Below are 20,051 nucleotides of genomic sequence, written 5' to 3'. Positions count from 1 at the left end.
GTTCAGACTGTTCACTCTCAGTGCAGTGGCCGCTTGGAAGCAGGTGCACATGTCAAGAGGTCTCGGGATGACCAAGCGGAACCGGTTCAGGGCCTGGGCGGTGACCGCCGCGTCCGTCGTCGCGCTGGGTTCCGCCACCGCGGTCGCGGCGCCCGCCGGAGCCGCGGTCGCCGACCTGGCCTGCACCATCAACGTGCAGCTCAGCTTCAGCCCGGCGCTGACCGCCGTGCAGACCACGGCGTCGGTGGTGGCCGTCGCCAGCTTGTCGAACTGCGTCTCGCCCAACGGTTCCCATCCGCAACTGGCGGGCGGCGTGGCCACCCCCGTCACCGGCGTCGCGACCAGCCTCGGCGGTGTGCCGTGCAACCTGCTGCTCACCCTCACCGGCTCTGGCGTCATCGAGTGGTCACCGGGCAACGAGCAGACCACGTTCGACTTCACCGTCCGCACCAACGTGCTCGACGGCACCGTGCAGCTGACCACCTGGCAGACCGGCGGCACCCTGGCCGGCACCACCTCGCAGACGGTCGGCGTGGCCAACCCCAACCTCGACTGCCTGCTCAACGGACTGTCCGGCCTGGCCGTTCCGGTCGCACTGACCACCTTTCTCTGACCCGTACCCGACGAAGCCCGACGCCGACCCCGTCGGACGTAGCGGGTAACGACCTCCCCAACGCTGCGCCCGGTCGACATCGGCGACGAGGCCCTAGCCGAGTTGGATGTGCTGGTCGGCTTCGACGACGACCTGACCGGCGAGGCCACTCGCATCGCCAACCGCATCCACGGCCCGCTCACCGGCGCCCACCCCGCCCTCGAACGCGCCATCAGCCCCCGCATCGCCCACCCGGCGGTGCTGGAGATCCTGTACCGCTGCGGCGACCCCACCGGCATCGCCAAGGCCGGCCCCCGCAAACTCGCCGCGATCACCACCGCCTACGCACCGAGGATGGGCGACAAACTGGTCGAGGCGATCTGGCCGCCCTGGTAGAGCAGACTGTCGTCGGGCAGGTTCAGGCGGTCGTAGCATCTGATCGTGGTGTTCGGTGGGGAAGGATCGCCCACCGTGCGTCGGATGCTGACCTTGGCCGATCGGGAGGAGATCTCCCGAGGACTGGCCGAGTCGTTGGAGTACAAGGAGATCGCGGTTCGGATCGGTCGTGACGCCTCGGTGGTCTCCCGTGAGGTGGGTCGTCACGGCGGTCGCGGGGGTTATCGGGCCGTGGTGGCCGAACAGGCCGCGGGCCCGGCCCGGTCGAGGCCGAAACCGTTGGCGGTGGACCGGGACCCGGCTGTTCGGGTACGGGTGGTCGAACAGCTGCGCGAGGGCTGGTCACCGGCGTCGATCGCGGGCCGGTTGGCACGGGGCGAAGACGGCGGGGACGCTGTGCGGGTGAGCCACGAGGCCGTCCGCCCAGTGGGTCCACGCCCGACCTGTCGCTACGCTGAACCGGGAGCGGATCGCGCTGCGGACCGGTCGTCGCGGACCGCGTCCGGCTCCCGCGCCGCGCATCCGCGAACCCCGCTACCTCGACGAACGCCCCGTCGAGGCCGACGACCGCGCCGTGCCCGGTCACCGGGAAGGGGATCCTGTGACCGGCGAGGGCGGTCGCAGCGCGGTGGCCACCCTGGTCGAGCGCACCAGCCGCTTCCTGGTCCCGCTGCGCGGACGCGACTCGCTCACCGTCACCGACGCGATCATCGCCGCCGTCGGCGGCCTCCCTCCATCGGTCACACGCTCCCCGACCTGGGACTGCGGCTCCGAGATGGCCCTGCACCAGCAGGTGACCGCCACCGGCCTGCCGGTGTTCTTCGCCCACCCGCGCTCACCCCGGGAACGTGGCGGCAACGAAACCCTCAACCGGATCGTGCGCGAGTTCCCACCCAAGGGCGTCGAGATTCCCTCCGACCCGCGCCACCTCGCCGCCGAGATCAACGACCGACCCCGTAAGATCCACGACTGGAGAAAACCCAGCGAGGTATTCACCGAACTTCTCCGAGCAGATGCTTCCACCGTCTGAACTCACCAACTTCTGCCGACCGGATATTCCATGTCGCTTCGACGGATCGCGTGCGACATCACAGGGAGCTTGGTCGTGGGCTCTGTTCGGGTGAATCGTTGACGTATAGATCTTTGGTCGGAGTGTGCATCCTTGCCTCGTTATGCCTGGTTGAGGTCGGATGGCACCCGGAAGTGTGGCCGATGGATGCGCACCGTGGGCGTCCGTGAGCGTTTGGGGAGCCGTGACAGGCACGAATGAAGTGCCTACAGTCGGGCGTCGACCACGTAGGGAGGTGTCGGTGATCCAAGGCTCGGGGGCGGGCTGATCACCGACCGGCGAGGGGGACTCGTGACGACAGTGGACGACCAGCGCACGGCTGCGGGACAGTCGACGGGCACCATCACGCAAGTGTTCGCCACGCCGGTGGCCCGGATGGGGTGTCCCTTCGGCGAGCAGCTCAACGGCGCATTGACCGACCTGGTGCTGGCCCGGCTCGGCCAGGTGGACAACAAGTTCGACTACAAGGCAGAGACCTCGGCGGACATGACATCCTGGGGCGAGCCGGTGGTGGACAGTCTGACCGGCTGGGTGCTGCGCACCGCGCGCCAGTTCGTGGAGACCGTCAGCGGACGCTCCCTGGACCAGGCGTTCGCCGCCGGACAAGCCAGGGACATGGGCACGTTCAACAGCCCGGCCGGTCCGCATTCCGACACCCGGCCCCCGCGGGTCGCAGTAGCGGCGGGTCGGAGCTGGGCGAGCGTGTACCGCCGTAGTGACCGGCATCCGGCACACTTTCACCCCAACACCGCCATCTCGGCCATCTACTACGTGCACGGGCCCGACGCCTGCGAGCTCGACCTGATCGACCCCCGGGCCAACGTGGACTACTTCGATCCCGGCGTGTTGTTCGCCGGGGAGGGACAGAACGTCAGGCTGCGCTGCTCGCCGGGCGAACTGGTGCTGTTCCCGGGGTGGTTGAAGCACTCGGTCCCGCCATTCGACGGCGAGGGCGTGAGGATTTCCTTGTCGTGGAACCTGGTCTACTCGACCATGGCCCACGACGCCGACTGACGTACAGGGCGGTCTTCGACAGCGCGCCGCCGCCCTGTGGACGGAAATGGAATCGGTGCGGGTGCGGTTCGGCCGTCCAAGGCCATCCGGGCACGAGGTGTGCTTCACGCGCCCGTGGCGATCGCGCGACAGGTCACGGCCGGTCCTACGACTCGTCGAACAGACAGCCATGCCTTGCCGTGCCCGCGGCGGTCCTCACGGCCGTTGCCGGCGGGCACGTCGCCGCCTGCAAGCAGCAAGTTCCGACACGGACGAAGGGGTGGACGCAGTGCGCAACGTACAGCTGTTCTCGACCGACACCGACGACGGTGTGGTGTCGGTGGTCGCCAAGACCGGTCCCGGCGAGCATCGGTTGATCAAGCAGATCCCGGTCGGCAACGCCCCGCGCGGCGGGGTGAAGTTCACCTCGACCGGCCGGGGTTTCGTGTGCAACACCAGCCAGAACACGCTCTCGGAAATCGACGCGGTGGCGTTGACCGAGGTGCGTCGCATCGAGGTCGGCCACGGCCCGCGCGGCATGGCCATCGTGCCGGGCGAGAAGTTCCTGTTGGTGAGCAACTCCGGCTCCGACAGCGTCTCGATCGTGGACCTGGAACTGTCGGTCGAACTGCGGCAGGTGCCCACGGGCCGGGACCCGCGCCACATGGGCATCTCCTCGGACGGCCGGTGGGCCTACGTGTGCGTGTGGGGCGCCGGATACATCAGCAAGCTCGACATCTCCGCGCTGGCCCACGGTGAGGCCGAGGACGTCGCGGAGGTGGCGCGCATCGACATCGACCGCGAGGCGCACCCCTACAGCCTCAACATCTCCCCGGACGGCCGGCGGGTGTTCGTGGCCAACACGCAGGCCACCTACCTGACGGTGATCGACGTGGACACCGACGAGGTGCACAACGTCGAACTGGGCGGCATCGGCGGTCGTGCGGTCACCTTCTCCGCCGACGGCGCCTCGGCGCTGATCACGGTGGAGGCGCAGTCGCGTGTCTACGTGGTGGACGTGGAGACGCTGGACGTGCTGCGTCACTTTCCGGTCGGCGCCGGGCCGCGCGGTCTGGTGCTGGACAAGGAGGACAACACCCTCTACGTCACCAACTTCTCCCGCAGCACCGGGGCGTGGATGGAGTCCGGCCCGCAGTTCGGTCCGAACTCGCTGACCATGGTCGACCTCGACTCCGCCCCGCTGGACCGGCAGGAGGGCTCCTTCCGCTACGAGGAGGTCACCGTCGGGTTCGGCCCGTGCAGCGTGGTGATGTTCGACCTGGACACCATCCCCGCCGACGAGCGGGCCCGCCGCGTGGAGTACGTCGACGCCGACTAACGGCCCGTCGCCGCCCCGTGCGTAGTTGTCGAACGCGGACGGGGCGGTCCGATCGGATCGAGGACGAGCCCGTGGTGCGCCCACCCCGCGCAGGGGTGGGCGCACCACGCCCGTGAAGGAGCGGCAGCATCCGTGACACAGGTCGTTTTCACAGCGTCGCAGCCGTGGGCCCTGGTGCCCGAGGCGCCGAAGGTCGACCGTCGGACAGCCCGGCAGGAGCGCGACCTGTATGCCGAGCACTTCCGGTATCGGCGGGTAGCCAGGCTGCCGGTGGATTGCCCGCCGTGGGTGATGGGGCAGGAGTTGGGGTGGCTGGTCCGCTCGCCGATCACCTTCAGCCCCGGCCCGGTGCTCGACAGCGAGCTGGCCGTGCCCGACGGGGAACAGGCGGCCGACGTGGCCCGCAAGGTGGGCACCGCCGAGCTGTGGCGCCGCGACGGCGCGGTCATCGCCATTCGCGGCGCCGCCTGGATACGCGAGTTCGACTTCCGCGGCCGCCAGGGTTGGGAAGGCATGTTCCTGCCCAACGGGGCGGGCACCGTGGAGTGGCGGCTGGGATGGGAGGCGCGCATCCCCGAGCGCTATCTGATGCTGGTTCTGGGCGCAGGCCATCCAGGTCTCGACGTCCCGTTGGGTGTGCTGCCCGCGAAGGTGGTCAACGCCATGGGCGAACGCGGCGGGTTCAGCCTCGCCATCCACCCCACCGCGCCCACCACCGTGCAGCGCGGCGACCCGGTCGCCCGGCTCGTGCTGCTGCACCCCGACTCCCTGCAGGCCCGCTCCCACACGCAGGCGGCCGACGACCCCAGCCACGACAACGGCAGCGACGACAACGGCAGCGAGGACGGCGACAGCCAGGATGCCGCTATCCGGACACCGGCGCCGACGGCGCGGGAATCGGACACGCCGACACCCCCGACGCCGGAGGGCATCGCCGCGCCGGCATCCTGACCGCCGCACGTCCGCCCTACCGCCATCCCCCATTCGTGGAGGCACACGATTCCCATGCCGGCAGACAGCAGCGCGGCGCGGGTACTGGCGACCCCGCGCGTGCTCACCCTGCTCGCCATAGCCCTGGTCAGCCGGACCGTCGTGGCGGTCCTGCCGATCACCCTGCTGGTCAGCCTCGCCCAGCCCTACGGCTACGGCCGCGCCGCGGTGATCAACGGCACGATGGTGCTGGTGCTGGCGGTGCTGGGTCCCCTGCGGGGACGCGTGCTCGACCGGGTCGGGCAACGACGGGCCCTGGTGGTCATGGGCATCGCCGCGATGACGCTGATGTCGCTGGTGGCCGTCAGTGTCGCGGCCCGCTGGCCGTGGTGGAGTTCGCTGCTGCTGGTCATCGCCGCGGCGTTGACCAGCCCGCCGCTCAACGCCGCGCTGCGCACCTCCTGGAGACGCGTGGTGCAGGGCGAGCAGCAACTCAAGCTGGTGCACTCGGCCGACTCGGTGCTCGAGGAGATCGGATTCGTCCTGGCTCCCCTGGCCGCCGGGCTGGCGCTGGTGGCGCTGCCACCACGACACGCCTACGAGCTGTGCGTGGCGGTCTACGTGCTCGTCATCACCGCGTACCTGATCATCGCCAAACGGCACGGTCTGGGCGAGAAGCCCTCACCGGCCACCGAGGAGTCGGCACGGCCCCCGTCGGCGTCACGACGTCGACAGCGCTGGCTGGGGCCCCTGTCCGAACCCGCCATGCTGATGATCATCGCACCGCTTCTGGTGATGGGATGCGTGTTCGGCGGTATCGGCATCCTCGTTCCCGCCTACACCCAGCACCTGTCTGCGATGTCCTGGATGGGCCCCCTGCTGGCCATGATCAGCATCGGCGGTGTCGTCGGCGGCATCGTCTACGGCACGTTGCGCTGGAACAGCGATCTGTGGTCCAAGTACCGCATCCTGGCAATCGGATTCGCCTTGCCGGCCTGCCTGCTGTTCACCGCACGACCGCTGTGGCTGCTGGCACTGCTGCTGGTCCTGTCCGGGCTGTTCGTCACCCCCGTGTTCATCAACGCCTTCCTGCTGGTGGACCACACCATCGACGAGGGCATGCGGCACGAGGCCAACATCTGGGTCGGCGCCAGCACCGACGTGGCCAACGGCATCATCGCCATCGTGATCGGCGCCCTGGTCGCCAAGGCCGATTTCAACTCCGCCCTGACGGTGTTGAGCAGCTGTGCCGCAGTCGGCCTGGCCATCGCGTTGATCTGGGGATACCTCGCCCGCCGAGGTGCCGCGCACGACCAGCCGGGCACCCCTGCCGCCACCGGGCCGGCACCACAACCCGCACAGTCGCAGCCCTCCCACACCACTCCATAGAAGGCCCCCACCGTCGTCATGGCTCCCGGCACCGCCGATACCGAACTCTCCCCCGCCCAGGCCCGAGCCCTCGCCGTCGCAGGCACAGGCCTGGCATCGGCCGCCGACGCGGCCCCCGCGACCACCCTGGACGCGCTGGGCGTGGTCCAACTCGACTCGATCAACGCCGTCGCCCGCGCCCACCAGCTGACCTTCACCGCCCGCGGCGCGCACCTGGGCACGACCGATGTCGACCGGGCGCTGTGGGAAGGCCCCGCGCCGATCGCCTTCGACCACCCCGCCCACGCCCTCTCCCTGGTGCCCCTGCACCACTGGCCGCTGTGGGCCTTCCGCCGCCGCGCCACCCGCCGACGCCCCGACTACCCCGATCCCGACACCGCCCGCGCGCTGCTCAAGCGTGTCGAACACGACGGGCCACTGACGCTGAAACAGCTGCGCGGCAACGAGGAACGCGGCAACGGCTGGGACTGGGGGCCCACCAAGACCGCCGTGGAATTCCTGGTCTGGGCAGGCGAACTGGCCTGCACCCGCCGCACCGACTGGCACCGCGTCTTCGACCTGCCCCACCGCGTGATCCCCGCCCGTCACCTCACCGACATAGCCGACGACCACGAGTGCCACCTGCGGCTGCTCGAACACGCCGGATCGGCGCTGGGCGTGGCCACCGTCGACGACCTCGCCGACTACATCCGCATCCCCAAACCGTTGGCCCACCGAGTGCTGCCCGACACGACACTCGTACCGGTTTCCGTGCACGGCTGGCCCACACCCACCTGGGCCCACCCCGCCAGCCTGGACGGCCTCGACACCGCTCAGGGCCAGGCCGACCGGGCGGTGCTGCTCAACCCCTTCGACAACCTCATCTGGTACCGACCACGCGTCCAACGACTGTTCGACTTCGCCCACACCCTCGAGGCCTACAAACCTGCCGCCCGGCGCGTCCACGGCTACTACGTCTGCCCACTGCTGGTAGGCGACCGCCTCGTCGGCCGCGCCGACATCGCCCGCCGCGGCAGCACCCTGACAGTGCTCAAAGCCGGCCTCGACACCCTCACCGAGCAGACACTCACCGGATTCGCCCGCGCCTGCCACGCCACAGCCCGCGCCGTCGGAAGCCAGGACATCGTCATCACCCCCCAAGCCGCCGACCCAGCCACCAGAAAGGCCATGGTCGACGCCGTGGACACCACCGCCGACCACGCCCCCATGACCTGACCGGCCACAACCCGAACGACATGCCGGCGCTCGGCCGTCTCTCGTCCGACACAACCAGTGGCCGACATCCGTGCTTGTCGGCACCAACAGAAGCAGACAGCGCGAAACGAACGCAGGCACGCACCTGGTGCGGTCGTCGTCCGTCGACACCCTGATCGGATAACAACCTGCCGACACGAGAGCCGGTGAAGTTGGCACGGTATCGATCTTCAGATATGCCCGGACGCCCTCGGTCGAATCGAACCGGAGCGTCGCCGGAAAACTGAACCACGGCCATCAGGAGGCGCTGCCCTACGCGAACTCGCGGCCGCGGTCATCCACACCCATAGCTCCCACCCGTCACCGACCCCTCACATCGAACAGAGGCAAGCCTCCGGACCTTCCCTGCGCCACCCTCGCCGCTGACGCGCACGACCAACCAAGCGGTACAGGACACCAACCGCAACCTGGCCTGCGGCGACACCCTCGGCACCTCGGGGCTCAGCTGTGACGAGTACCCGCCCTCCGTCAGCAACCAAGAGCTCAACGCGGACGGCACCCCACGTACCTTCACCGGCTACAACCTCGGTATACGAGACCGAAACGAACCGAATGAAAACACACACTTCGACCTGTAAAGTACCTGGTCAAGAAGAGTGCTCCCCGCGCGAGCGGGGGTGGTCCCGCCACCTCGATCACCGCCTCGTCCTCGGCGCCGTGCTCCCCGCGCGAGCGGGGGTGGTCCGACCGCCCGGGAGGCCATGGCGGAGATGTGGATGTGCTCCCCGCGCGAGCGGGGGTGGTCCGGTGTCCCACATGGAGGCGGGCCGCTACCGCTACGTGCTCCCCGCGCGAGCGGGGGTGGTCCCACCGAACTGGTCGCGGTGGCGTGGCTGGGCGGGTGCTCCCCGCGCGAGCGGGGGTGGTCCCTGCGCACGGCGTACCAGCTGGCCGCCTGCGCGGTGCTCCCCGCGCGAGCGGGGGTGGTCCACTACCAGGCCAACGCCAGTGCGCAGGACATCGCGTGCTCCCCGCGCGAGCGGGGGTGGTCCCCACGTCCTCGACGCCATCGGCTGGACCGGCGGCGTGCTCCCCGCGCGAGCGGGGGTGGTCCCTGCGATGACCGGGGTCGCCGTGCGTGCGCTGAGTGCTCCCCGCGCGAGCGGGGGTGGTCCCTCGATCACGCGGGTGCCGCCGTGGACCTGGGCGTGCTCCCCGCGCGAGCGGGGGTGGTCCGACGATGGTGCGCTGTCCTGGCTGGGGCATGGTGTGCTCCCCGCGCGAGCGGGGGTGGTCCCACCACCGTGCCCGCCCTGGTCCCCCTGGGGCGGTGCTCCCCGCGCGAGCGGGGGTGGTCCGCCTTCGAAGCAGTCGCCACAGTCGATCAGGTAGTGCTCCCCGCGCGAGCGGGGGTGGTCCCAGGCCCCAGAAGAACGGCAGCAATCGCATGGCGTGTTCCCCGCGCGAGCGGGGGTGGTCCGGTCACTCCACCACCGCGGCTGCCGTCACCGACGTGCTCCCCGCGCGAGCGGGGGTGGTCCCGGCGGCGACGAGGTGTAGATGAACTGTGGGTTGTGCTCCCCGCGTGAGCGGGGATCAGGCAGCAGTACGCAGAAGTCGTACCTCATGGTGGAGTTGCTGCACATCGCTGCCGCTGTGCCGTCCGGCCTGCTCCTGCAGCGGCTTGAGGTGGTCGAGCAGCCTGGTCGACTGCACGGCGCGCACGGCGTCGAGGGCTTGGTTGCCGAGGGCGACCCCGCCGGCGAGGTCGCCTTCGGCGAGGGTGCATACCGCCATCCACGTGAGGTTGAACGCGCGCTGGCGTACGCGGTCGACAGGTGCTTGGTCGAGTGCTCGCCGGAGACGTTCCATGGCGGTGGCGCGGTGCGCGGCGTCGGTGAGCCCGAGGTGGCTGTGGATGCGGGCCGCGCTGGTCTGCAGGGCGGCGTGGTCGAAGAACCGCAGGAGCTCCTGGTGCTGGTCGTCGGTGGCGTGAGCATATTCGTCCTCGGCACGGCGCAGGGCGGTCATGGCCTGCCGGGTGTCCCCGAGGTGGGCGTAGGCCAGCGCTTCGTGGGTGAGCAGCAGGGAGACCGCCAGCGAGGAATGGGAGTCCTGGGCTGCGATCTGGCCGAGTTGGAACAGCTTGAGCGCTTCGGCCGGATCGTCGTTGTCCAGAGGGACACGTCCCAGGTGGTAGAGCACGATGGCGGTGTGGACCGGGCCGCCCGCCTCCCGGGTGTCGCGGACGGCTTGGCCGAGCCAACGGCGGGCGTCACTTTGCAGGCCGAGGTCGTGGGCGGTCCACCCCGCCAGCGTCTTGGCCTCCGCGATCGCCGACAGCAGCCTGGTCCGGACGTCGTCGGTGGCCGAGGCGTGCAGCAACGACTGCGTCCAGTGGGTGTGGGCGAGGATGGCATCGCGGCAGGAACCGCCGCCGTGGGCGGCGTCGTAGGAACGCAGTGCCGCGGTCAGGGCCCGTACCTGGTCGACGTCGGTCGCGCCCAGGTGTGCGGGAATCGGGGTCGTGGCCGGGCCCACGGCGAGCAGGTCCAACTCGGGTTGCGTGAGCGCCGCCCCCATGACGATCTTGCTGATCAGGCCGAGAAAGCCGCGCCGTTGCATGAAGTCGTCCTCCGCACCGTGCGAACCAGATGACAAGGCACGCGCGACCGCGTCGTCGCTGTAGGCCAAACCCAGGTAGCCCCGGGGGATGTCCAGGCCGTCGGCGATGCGCTCGAGCACGTCATAGGCCTGGACCTGGCGCCCGTTGACGATCGCCGAGACCTCCGACTGGCCCTGTCCCGTGCGGGCGGCGATCTGCCGCTGGGGCACCCCGCAGCGCTGCAGGAGCTGGTAGACCCGGCCGATGTCACGCCGGGCCAGCGCTTCGCGCATCATCGGGCCGTGCCACACGATCGGGTCGATCGGCCGGTCGCCGTCGGTGACGTTCATGAACCCTCCGCAACTCCTCCACCATCACGGTAGCGGGACCCGGCACCGATGCACCGCCGTGATCAGCCAAGCTGATCAGCCGCACTGATCAGTCGCCGACCAGCGATGCGCGACAGCTCGACGGCTTCCTCGTGGCCGCGGACGTGCGGCACCGTCGAGGACCTACCGCTTGACCTGCTCTGGTCCTTCACCTCGGAGGTGGACGCCGTGGTCACCGCGACACTGGACCCGAACGACGTGCTGCTGCCCACCGGGCACGACATCCTGCGGGCCTTCGCCGCCGAACACCCGACCGACGACCATCCCATGCTGGTGGTGGTCATGTTGCTGGCCCGCCGCCACCGGGAGCGAGCCGAAGCGCTCCAGACGGCCCGGGAGGCGCAGGCCGACGACTCCGTGCTCGCATCCTGCACCCGGATCCTGATCAACTGCGCGCAAGCCCGCGTGACGCTGGTCGAGCAGATCGACCACTGGGCGGCCGAGACGGTGCCCGAACCGTCGACCGTGGCCCTGCTGCACACCGAGACCCTGGGCCGGCTGGTGGACCGCATGGCCATGACCTGGGCCCACTGGCAGCAACTGCAGCAGCGGGTACCCGCGTTCCGCCGTGCGCCGACCGGACACGAGGCGCAAGCGGCGATGGACGAGGTCGCGACCCTGGCCAACGCCTACAACGACCTGCTGGTCGACCTGGGCAGCAGACGGCGACGACTGCCCACCACGGTGCCGGGGATCGTCGACCTGTAGTCGTCATGACCGAGCAGTGGCGTACGGTCGTGGTCCTGCCGGTGACCGCGGACAGCCCGCTGGGCCGGGCCGCCGACCCGGTGGCCACCGTGACCGCCCACCTGCCACCACACGACAGCCGGACACGGTGCGCCCTGTGCCCGGACCGGGCATGGCCCTGCCACCTGTTCAACGCCGCGGCCCGCGACCTCGCGGCACTGGGCATCCCCGTCGGCTACCTCGTGCCACTGGAGCTGCACCCGGTTCTGTGGCCACCCACCTCCACGCCACCTCCCGATCCCCGCACCACCGACACGCCGGGAGCCCCCGATGGATGACGTCCTGGCCGCCGGCCTGCACAGCGGCCTCGTCGAACGCCTGGACTATCTCGACCGCCTGGCCGCCCACGGCGACGACACCACCCGGACGATGGTCCTGGACACCCGGCTGACCGCGCCCCTGCGTGACCTGATCAAGGACCACCAGCCCGACGCACGAGGTCGGTGTCCCCTCTGCCGTCCCCGGTGGCGACGCGGTCGCACCCCGAGCTACCGGGTCTGGGCCACCGCCCACCGACAGCTGATCGCCCTCGAGCCCGCCGCGCCCCCGACCGGCGCGGCCCGACACGCCACTCCCGTCGACCACACCGCAGGCGCCCCGTCGGCGGGCTGCTAGAGGTGGGGGAACGTTCCGCAGCGTTTCCCCACCTCCCGGACCACGGCGCACATCGATCGCGGAAGAGGCCCGCGCCGACAGCGAGGGCTCCGGTAGGCCAACCACCGTCACCAGCACCGCATGATTGCGGACAGTAACCACAGAGGTACGGTGCGACCACCAGCGGCTCGAATCGCTCCGCAGCACACCGATCCGCCGACCAGGACCGTCGAACCGGCAAGGAGTGCCAGCCGATGAAGGCCCGCACGATCACCCGCCTGACGACACTGCGGGCCTCGTCCACGGTGACGAGGCGGACCGACGACCCGCAGACGGTGGGCCGATGACCACGGCCGACTACACCGCCGCGAATGCGGACGAGCTGCGACGGCGGATGCTCGACGACCTGTGGACGCTCACGGCGTTGCGCACCCAGACGGTGGCCGAGGCGTTCGCCGCGGTCCCCCGCCACCTGTTCGCCCCGGAAGCCACCCCGGAGCAGGCATATGCGGTCGACACGGCCGTGATCACCAAACGCGGACCCGACGGGGCGGCGCTCAGCAGCGTCTCCGCGCCCTCGATCCAGGCGGCGATACTGGAGCAGGCCGACCTGGGTCCCGGCATGCAGGTGCTGGAGATCGGCTCCGGCGGCTACAACGCCGCCCTGCTCTCCCACCTCGTAGGCCCAACCGGGCACGGGGTGTCGGTCGACGGCGACGGCGACATCGTCGAGCGTGCCCGGCGCCTGCTCGCCGAGGCCGGCTACCCGCGGGGGCGGGTGGTGCACGGCGACGCCGAACACCGAATCCCCGGCGAGGCACCGTTCGACCGCATCATCGTCACCGTCGGCGACTGGGACCTGCCGCCCGCCTGGTGGGACCAACTGGTCGAGAGCGGGCGGATCGTGGTGCCACTGCTGATGCGCGGCACCACCCGCACCGTGGCGCTGGAGAAGACCGGAGGGCGTCTGGTCGACCGCGACCACCAGTGGGCCGGGTTCGTCGCCATGCAGGGTCTGGGCGCGCGCGGGGAGACCTTCCTGCCCATTACCGAGGACGAGCAGGTGGTCCTGCGCATCGACAGCCCGGCCGACACCGACCCGCAAGCGCTGGCCCAGGCGCTACGCGGCCCCCGCACCGAGGCGTGGTCGGGCGTCGAGGTCGGCGGCACGGAGCCCTTCGACGACCTGGACCTGTTCCTGGCCACCCAACCCGGCCGGTCCGGACTGCTCCAGGCACTCCCCGCGGCTGTCGAGGCCAAGCTGGTCAGCGCCTGGGCGCGGTGGAGTGCGCCCACCTACTACAACGACACCGGCTTCGCCTACCGCACCACCCGCCGCGTCCCCGACACCGGCCGCGCCGAGGTCGGCGCCTTCGCCCACGGTCCCGACGCCCAGGCATCGGCCGGGCAGGCCGTGGCCGACATCCGCACCTGGGACCGCCGCCACCGCCGCAGCAGGCAGCGGGCGCACATCACCGTCGTCCCCGCCGCGACACCGGCCCAGGCACTGCCCACCGGATTCGTCATGAACCGCCGCCACACCCGCGTGATCGTCACCTGGCCCACCGGCGACGGCCACACCGCCGCCCCATGCGGTTGACGACAACAGGCACCGCATGACGGCCACACCCGAACCGGCTCCCCCAGCCGCTGACAACCTGTTCCACCTCCGCATCAAGGCCTTACCCGGCCCGGTACCCGCCGTGAAGCGCCACTCCTCGGGCGCCGCTGTTCGGGTGCGCCCGCACCCACCCGGCCGTCCAGCCGAGCCGGGGCACCGCCGGTGAACCCCGAGGATCCGCTCGCGCAGGTCGTGGACAAGCTGGACCAGGCCCTCGAAGCCCTCCACGCCGCCGAGCAGTTGTGGATCGACTGCCATGACCTGCTGACGGGTGCGTTGACCGGCAGCCACCACAACCACGCCGCCACCCTGACCGCCGTCCACGAACAGACCACGAAGCTGTTCCACGCGCTGCGCGGCCGAGTCGAACGCCTACGCGCACAGATCGCAACCCCGACCGGTACCGATTCCCGCTCCGCCACCGTTCCACCCCACCCGGCGCCGACACGCCGATCGGATGAAGCCGCACCGTCCCCGCCCGTCCCACGCCAACTCGCGCCCCCACCACCGTCCCCGCCTGCCGCCACCCTCACGACGGTGACAGGCCGCGACGGCTCCCACTACCCGGTCTCGGCCGCGTGGGCGGTCGATCTTCTGCCCCGTCGCGTCCGGTCAGGCCAACCCGGCGAAGTCACCGTCGGACAGGTCATGATCAACGACCGGGAGTTGGGCGCGCTGTCCTCGGGCAACGACGGCACCTGGAGCCCCGCGATCCGCCGACGCATGACCGCACTCGGCATCCGCACCGCGATCAAGCTCGACCGGCACGTGGAGATGAAAGTCGCCCAGATGATGGTGCAGACCGGCGCCACCCACGGCGAGGTCGTGATCAACCACTCGCCCTGCGGCTCACCACCCCTGCCGATGACCGACAACGGCTGCCACCAGATCCTGCCACGATATCTTCGGCGCGGCACGACGCTGACCGTGCACGGCACCACCCAGGACGGCGAACCGTTCTCCGAGACCTACGAGGGAGAAGCACCGGCATGACCTCCCCCGACCACGACTCCCTGCTGGGCAGGGTGGACGTGGACCTGCAGCGGATCACCGATCCCGGACAACTGACGGCCATGCTCGCCGCCGCCAACGTCGAACCCGGCTCACCGGCCGGCTGGGTCTGGTTCCTCCGCCACGGCACCGACCCCGACGCCCCCACACTCGCAGTCGGGATGCGCGGCGACATCGGCGCGCTGGAATGGATCGACTTCGACTCAGGCGGCACCGGCCGGTTCGTGCCCGTCGACGGGCTCAACCAGGACTGGGCCGAGTACAGCGTCCAGGGCGGCCACGACCAGGGCATGCCTCCCGGCGCCGAACTGCCCCTGAACCGGGTGTTCACGGCGGTGGAGGAATTCGCCCGCACCGGACAACGGCCGACCAGCGTGCACTGGCGACCGCAGCGCGACCACGACCTCACCGTCACGGCGTCCTGGACCCTGCACGGCCATCCCCAGGACCGCGAACTGGCCACGCCCGAGGATGTGGCCAGGCTGATCACCGCGGACATCCCACCGTCGGTCGATGTCATGCTGCTCCACCACGGCAGGCCGATGGCCCTGATCGAAGTCAAAAACCCCCACTCCAGCACCGGTCTGTCCGCACGCCTGCACCCCGACCACGAGGTGGTCACCGCCGTTCACGAGCGCTTCGGGTTCCTGCTCTTCAGCACCGAGGGGCACACCGCAAGACTCGACGGCGACCCGGCCTCAGCGGCATGGACGACACCCGGCGGGCATCGCTTCCCGGCGGGCAGCGGCGTCGCGGTACCGACCCTGATCGAGGCGATCACCGAATTCCTGGACACCCAGGAGCGCCCTACCTGCGTGACCTGGCGCCAAACACAGCCCTCGACCCTGTAACCCGCCACCCACCAGCGAAGCGCCTCACTCGATCGAGTAGTTATGGAAAGGTGCGACAGCACTGCGCTATACGACGACAACGACACCGGTGCCCATCCGAGTTCAGCCTCGACACGCGTCGCCGATGCGCTGGCGGGCGAGGCCGCGCCGATCATGGGCATGTAGTCGGCGCGGGCACCGACTCCAGCCCTGACCGCCGACAGCCAAGCAGCACCCCGACGGCCACGCCAACCTTGGCATGGTCCACGGCATCACCGGCCCGCCGGCCCTGCTCACCTCGCCGTCCGCCACAGCATCATCGTCAACCGTCACCTCGACGCCATCCACCGCATCAGCACCTGGCTCGACACCTGGTGCCATAACGGCACACCGGCCACTACTGGCCCGAAATCCTTACCTTCGCCGAACACCGCACCGGCCGTTTCCACCGCCCGAGCCCACAGCGTCCCTCCTGGTGCTACGGCACACCTGGCATCGCCCGTGCTCGACAACTGGTCGCCATCGCCACCAGTGACGCCCGACGCCGGCACCCCGCCGAAACAGCACTCCTGAACTGCCTGCACGACCTCGCCCAGACCACCTGCATCGCCGAGGCCGACCTGTGCCACGGCCTCGGCGGCTTCCGACGCGCGGCCGACGACGCCACCCACCGCCTGGTTCACGCCCTCGCCGCCTACCTGGCACGCCACATCTCCAGGGCCGCACAGCCGAGACGTCCCAAGAACTTCTCGACGGCATCACCGGCCTCGCGCCGGCTCTGCGCCCTCGCGAATCCCTGAAGCGACACCACCTGCGACCGCAGGACATACGCGTGGACCGGCGATGGTGCCACCCGGTACAGGCACACCGATCCACCGGCGACACAAGGCACCTGGCCCATCGGCGATCGCGGCACGGAAGCGGAAAACTTGCGGCACAGTTACGGCAACGATCATCCACCGAATGGGTGATATACCGACACTGCGGCTTCCTGACCTGCTGTTTCCCAGCCGATTCCACTACCGTCTCGCCCCAGGCACGGAAGGGGCACGCAAGGATGCCGAAGCGCGAGACGCTCCAGCAACGACGCAAGAAGCGCGGGTTCACCCAGGAGAGCCTCGCCGCGCTGCTCCGTGTCAGCCCACGCACCGTACGAAACTGGGAAGCAGGCACCCGAGCTCCCTACCCCGAACACCGCCAACCCCTCGCCGACGCCCTTCACCTCGACCTCGACCAGCTCGACCGGCTCCTCGACGGACTGCCGATCACCCGGACGGAGGGTGTCCCATCGGCAATGGGAACACAGACGGTCGGTCCTGTCCGTCAAAACAGGTCAACTCCACTACTGCTTCCGGTCCTGATCAACGGGACGCCGGTGCTTCTGCCGCTGGATCGTCAGGCGTTCCCGGACCCGGAACCGGACTTGGCCACCCCTGCGGATGGAGACGGTATGAGCCCTCTGAGTCGCCGTTCGGTGATCATCCACGGGATCGCCGCCGCGACGTTGCCCGCCCTCGGCCTCGACGAAGAACACCACGTGGCCCGGGCCTTGGCGGACGCCCGTCGCTATCTCGACGATGACGTGGTCGGCTATTTCCGCAGACAGATCGAGTCGGCCATGGCCCAGGACCACGCGGTCGGCGCCCGCGAGACACTGCCGGTCGTGCTCGGCATCGTCCACGCCGTCGAGCGCAGCGCCCACGACGTGAAACCGACCCTGCGCCGCAAACTGCTCGCCGTCGGCGCCCAAGGGGCCGAGCTGTGCGGCTGGCTGTACCGCGAACTGCACCAACCGACCGCCGGGTACAGGTGGCTCGACCGCGGCATGGAGTGGGCACAGGAGGCCGGCGACACGGCCATGCAGGGCTACCTGCTGTTGAAGAAGTCGCAGATGGCCTATGACGACCGGGATGCCTCCCGTGTGCTCACCCTGGCCTCGGCCGCCGCCGAAGGGCCCTACCATCTGCCCGCCAAGGTCCGCGCCGAGGTTGCACAGCAGGAAGCGCTGGGCATGGCCATGATCGGTGAACCAACGGTCGAGATCGAGCGCCGAATCGGTCAAGCCGAACAGTTCTTCACCCAAGCGGGTGACAGTGAGTCGAACAGCACCCTGGGGGTGTACTTCACCGAGCACACCCTGCGTCTGCGCAACGCCAACTGCCTCAGCGAGGCAGGAACACCCAAGCGGGCTGCGACCCTCTACGCCCACATACTGGGCAACGTCCGGCTGACCAAGCGCAACGCAAGCCTGCACCACACGCGCTGGGCCCTGGCACTGGCGCGCAGCGGCGAACCGGACGAAGCGGCCGTCACCGCACTCAAGGCAGTCCACGCCGCCAAAGCCACCCACTCACTGCGCACGCTGCACACACTCGACAACGTCGTCACCACCCTGACGCCGTGGAAGACCCGACCCGCCGTACGGGAACTTCACCAGGCCATCTCAGCCTGACGCTGGTTGGCCACCAAGGTCATCAGACCGGCGAACGGTACTTGCCGAACGCCAACCCGCCCAGGAACGTCGAATCGCAGGTTCTTCAGACGACAACGGCATGCGGCGGTGCGAGTGTGCCCCCATGCGAACAGGGACGGCCCGGTGTTAACGGCGTGGGTCGACTGGACCGGCAAGTGTTCCCACGCAAGCAGGTGCCCGGCCACATGCCTAATGAGGCATCTCAAGCCGGTAACCAGGTACAACACCCCCACAGACGTCGGCAGCCAACGTCACTCCAGGGCTCTTATCGCACTAGATGCGCTGTGGGTGACCCGGTTGACGGCTTCATCGTCGGTCGAGCCCCAACCCCGTGGTCGTCGTTTCGCACGCCGTCACCCCACAAACGGCCACCGAATATACGAGACTGGAACGAACCGAATGAAAACACACACCACCGCCTGTAAAGTCCCTGGTCAAGAAGTGTGCTCCCCGCGCGAGCGGGAATGGTCCGGCGTCGGCCTCATGCACGTTCAAAATGGGCGCGTGCTCCCCGCGCGAGCGGGGATGGTCCGGCGCTCGCGCTGCACCTCGCGTCGCTCGGGCTGTGCTCCCCGCGCGAGCGGGGATGGTCCGCTGACCGAGACCGCGCTGGCCATCACGCCGCTGTGCTCCCCGCGCGAGCGGGGATGGTCCAGGAACACCCAGGACCGGATCACCGTGGTGGTGGTGCTCCCCGCGCGAGCGGGGATGGTCCGGGTGGCCGCGCCGATCGGCCGCGCGGTCATCGGGTGCTCCCCGCGCGAGCGGGGATGGTCCGCTCACCGGCCCCTCGTTGCGGTGGCGCATCTGGTGCTCCCCGCGCGAGCGGGGATGGTCCCGCGATGAACACCAGCTACGGCGACGCCGCGACGTGCTCCCCGCGCGAGCGGGGATGGTCCGGCGTTGAGCGCGGTCGTCACGCCGACCGCGCGGTGCTCCCCGCGCGAGCGGGGATGGTCCCTCGGTCGTCAGCTTCGTCTCGGGGCTGCCCGGGTGCTCCCCGCGCGAGCGGGGATGGTCCCTCCCGCTCGACCACGGACCAGAGCTTCTGCGAGTGCTCCCCGCGCGAGCGGGGATGGTCCGAGGCCTGGCGGAACATCGCCGAGGATGTGGTCGTGCTCCCCGCGCGAGCGGGGATGGTCCCACCTGGCCGACGTTGGTCTCCCACAGGTCTCGGTGCTCCCCGCGCGAGCGGGGATGGTCCGGTCCCGGCGTCGGAGAACGTCGTGACCCGGCCGTGCTCCCCGCGCGAGCGGGGATGGTCCCTGGCGGACGCCTTCGGCGGCCTGCTTGGCACGGTGCTCCCCGCGCGAGCGGGGATGGTCCGACAAGAGCGTCCGCGAACTGCGGACCGAGCTGGTGCTCCCCGCGCGAGCGGGGATGGTCCCGTGTGGTTCGACGGCGAGACCCCCGTGGTGAGGTGCTCCCCGCGCGAGCGGGGATGGTCCGAGGGTTGACGTGGCGACGAGCCTTGACGCTCAGTGCTCCCCGCGCGAGCGGGGATGGTCCCTGCGAGCAGTACCGGCGGTCGCACTTCGTTGAGTGCTCCCCGCGCGAGCGGGGATGGTCCCCCGCCCGACCAGTCCTGACCCCCATCCCCGTAGTGCTCCCCGCGCGAGCGGGGATGGTCCGGCGACCGTCGACCGCGGCGCCCACCCCGGCGGGTGCTCCCCGCGCGAGCGGGGATGGTCCGGCCGACAAGATCCAGACGTTGTTGCAGTGCGAGTGCTCCCCGCGCGAGCGGGGATGGTCCCGGCGGCACCACGCCGCTGGTGCTGCGCCTGTGGTGCTCCCCGCGCGAGCGGGGATGGTCCCCTCGACCACCTGGCCGCAGTTGTTGACGCGAAGTGCTCCCCGCGCGAGCGGGGATGGTCCGCGC

General features: G+C 70.1%; 15 protein-coding genes, 2 pseudogenes and 2 CRISPR repeat arrays (1 of these 19 cut by a window edge). Of the genes and pseudogenes, 16 read left to right on the top strand and 1 reads right to left on the bottom strand.

Annotated features, from left to right (window positions below):
- Window positions 1-67: 67 nt before the first annotated feature.
- The 8 genes and pseudogenes from ABD223_RS36710 to ABD223_RS36675 all read left to right on the top strand — a co-directional run bounded on the left by ABD223_RS36710 (window position 68) and on the right by ABD223_RS36675 (window position 7,923).
- Window positions 68-613 carry a hypothetical protein gene (locus tag ABD223_RS36710; protein ID WP_344041628.1) on the top strand — a complete coding sequence of 182 codons (546 nt, stop codon included), beginning with the start codon at window positions 68-70 and terminating at the stop codon, window positions 611-613.
- 48 nt (window positions 614-661) lie between these two features.
- Window positions 662-1,002: pseudogene (locus tag ABD223_RS36705) on the top strand (IS110 family transposase); the annotation flags it as partial.
- Window positions 1,003-1,072: 70 nt separating this feature from the next.
- A pseudogene (locus ABD223_RS43735) lies at window positions 1,073-2,018 on the top strand (IS30 family transposase).
- Window positions 2,019-2,348: 330 nt separating this feature from the next.
- Window positions 2,349-3,071: a putative 2OG-Fe(II) oxygenase gene (locus ABD223_RS36695; RefSeq protein ID WP_344041626.1), complete on the top strand. Its 723-nt coding sequence runs from the start codon at window positions 2,349-2,351 to the stop codon at window positions 3,069-3,071.
- Between the two features lie 268 nt (window positions 3,072-3,339).
- A complete protein-coding gene (locus tag ABD223_RS36690; RefSeq protein ID WP_344041624.1) occupies window positions 3,340-4,389 on the top strand; it encodes a YncE family protein in 1,050 nt (349 codons plus the stop codon).
- Window positions 4,390-4,521: 132 nt separating this feature from the next.
- Window positions 4,522-5,340 carry a hypothetical protein gene (locus ABD223_RS36685; RefSeq protein ID WP_344041622.1) on the top strand — a complete coding sequence of 273 codons (819 nt, stop codon included), beginning with the start codon at window positions 4,522-4,524 and terminating at the stop codon, window positions 5,338-5,340.
- Window positions 5,341-5,394: 54 nt separating this feature from the next.
- Window positions 5,395-6,708, top strand: coding sequence for an MFS transporter (locus ABD223_RS36680; protein WP_344041620.1), 1,314 nt, complete (start codon window positions 5,395-5,397; stop codon window positions 6,706-6,708).
- Between the two features lie 18 nt (window positions 6,709-6,726).
- On the top strand, window positions 6,727-7,923 hold the full coding sequence (locus tag ABD223_RS36675; protein WP_344041618.1) for a winged helix-turn-helix domain-containing protein: 1,197 nt from the start codon (window positions 6,727-6,729) through the stop codon (window positions 7,921-7,923).
- A 635-nt stretch (window positions 7,924-8,558) separates the two neighbouring features.
- A CRISPR array of direct repeats spans window positions 8,559-9,443; the repeat unit is 28 nt; unit sequence GTGCTCCCCGCGCGAGCGGGGGTGGTCC.
- 55 nt (window positions 9,444-9,498) lie between these two features.
- On the opposite strand, the gene ABD223_RS43730 is transcribed toward ABD223_RS36675, so the two are convergent.
- Complete coding sequence (locus ABD223_RS43730) at window positions 9,499-10,857, bottom strand: NsdA family TPR-like regulatory protein (protein WP_417750546.1); 1,359 nt, start codon at window positions 10,855-10,857, stop codon at window positions 9,499-9,501.
- 207 nt (window positions 10,858-11,064) lie between these two features.
- Between ABD223_RS43730 and ABD223_RS36665 the strand changes: the two genes are divergently transcribed.
- The 8 genes from ABD223_RS36665 to ABD223_RS36630 all read left to right on the top strand — a co-directional run bounded on the left by ABD223_RS36665 (window position 11,065) and on the right by ABD223_RS36630 (window position 18,151).
- Entirely contained in the window at window positions 11,065-11,604 is a 540-nt protein-coding gene (locus ABD223_RS36665; RefSeq protein WP_344041614.1) for a DUF4254 domain-containing protein, read from the top strand.
- 5 nt (window positions 11,605-11,609) lie between these two features.
- A complete protein-coding gene (locus ABD223_RS36660) occupies window positions 11,610-11,921 on the top strand; it encodes a hypothetical protein (protein WP_344041612.1) in 312 nt (103 codons plus the stop codon).
- The gene (locus tag ABD223_RS36655; protein ID WP_344041610.1) at window positions 11,914-12,258 is read left to right on the top strand and encodes a hypothetical protein; all 345 of its coding nucleotides are present in this window, start codon (window positions 11,914-11,916) and stop codon (window positions 12,256-12,258) included. The genes ABD223_RS36660 and ABD223_RS36655 overlap by 8 nt, the downstream gene beginning before the upstream one ends.
- Window positions 12,259-12,580: 322 nt before the next feature.
- Entirely contained in the window at window positions 12,581-13,837 is a 1,257-nt protein-coding gene (gene fxlM / locus ABD223_RS36650; protein ID WP_344041608.1) for a methyltransferase, FxLD system, read from the top strand.
- A 213-nt stretch (window positions 13,838-14,050) separates the two neighbouring features.
- On the top strand, window positions 14,051-14,851 hold the full coding sequence (locus ABD223_RS36645) for a DddA-like double-stranded DNA deaminase toxin (protein WP_344041606.1): 801 nt from the start codon (window positions 14,051-14,053) through the stop codon (window positions 14,849-14,851).
- A 32-nt stretch (window positions 14,852-14,883) separates the two neighbouring features.
- Entirely contained in the window at window positions 14,884-15,720 is an 837-nt protein-coding gene (locus ABD223_RS36640; protein WP_344041604.1) for an Imm1 family immunity protein, read from the top strand.
- Between the two features lie 389 nt (window positions 15,721-16,109).
- Entirely contained in the window at window positions 16,110-16,499 is a 390-nt protein-coding gene (locus tag ABD223_RS43725; RefSeq protein WP_380646223.1) for a lanthionine synthetase LanC family protein, read from the top strand.
- Between the two features lie 257 nt (window positions 16,500-16,756).
- Window positions 16,757-18,151 (top strand): NsdA family TPR-like regulatory protein, encoded by a 1,395-nt coding sequence (locus ABD223_RS36630; RefSeq protein ID WP_344041600.1) that lies wholly within the window; start codon window positions 16,757-16,759, stop codon window positions 18,149-18,151.
- 464 nt (window positions 18,152-18,615) lie between these two features.
- A CRISPR array of direct repeats spans window positions 18,616-20,051; the repeat unit is 28 nt; unit sequence GTGCTCCCCGCGCGAGCGGGGATGGTCC (it continues 423 nt past the right edge of the window).

The sequence above is a fragment of the Saccharothrix xinjiangensis genome, from assembly GCF_039527585.1.
Taxonomy (GTDB): Bacteria; Actinomycetota; Actinomycetes; order Mycobacteriales; family Pseudonocardiaceae; genus Actinosynnema; species Actinosynnema xinjiangensis.
Note: the sequence above shows the minus strand (reverse complement) of the source record. Positions and strands in the feature narration are given on the sequence as shown.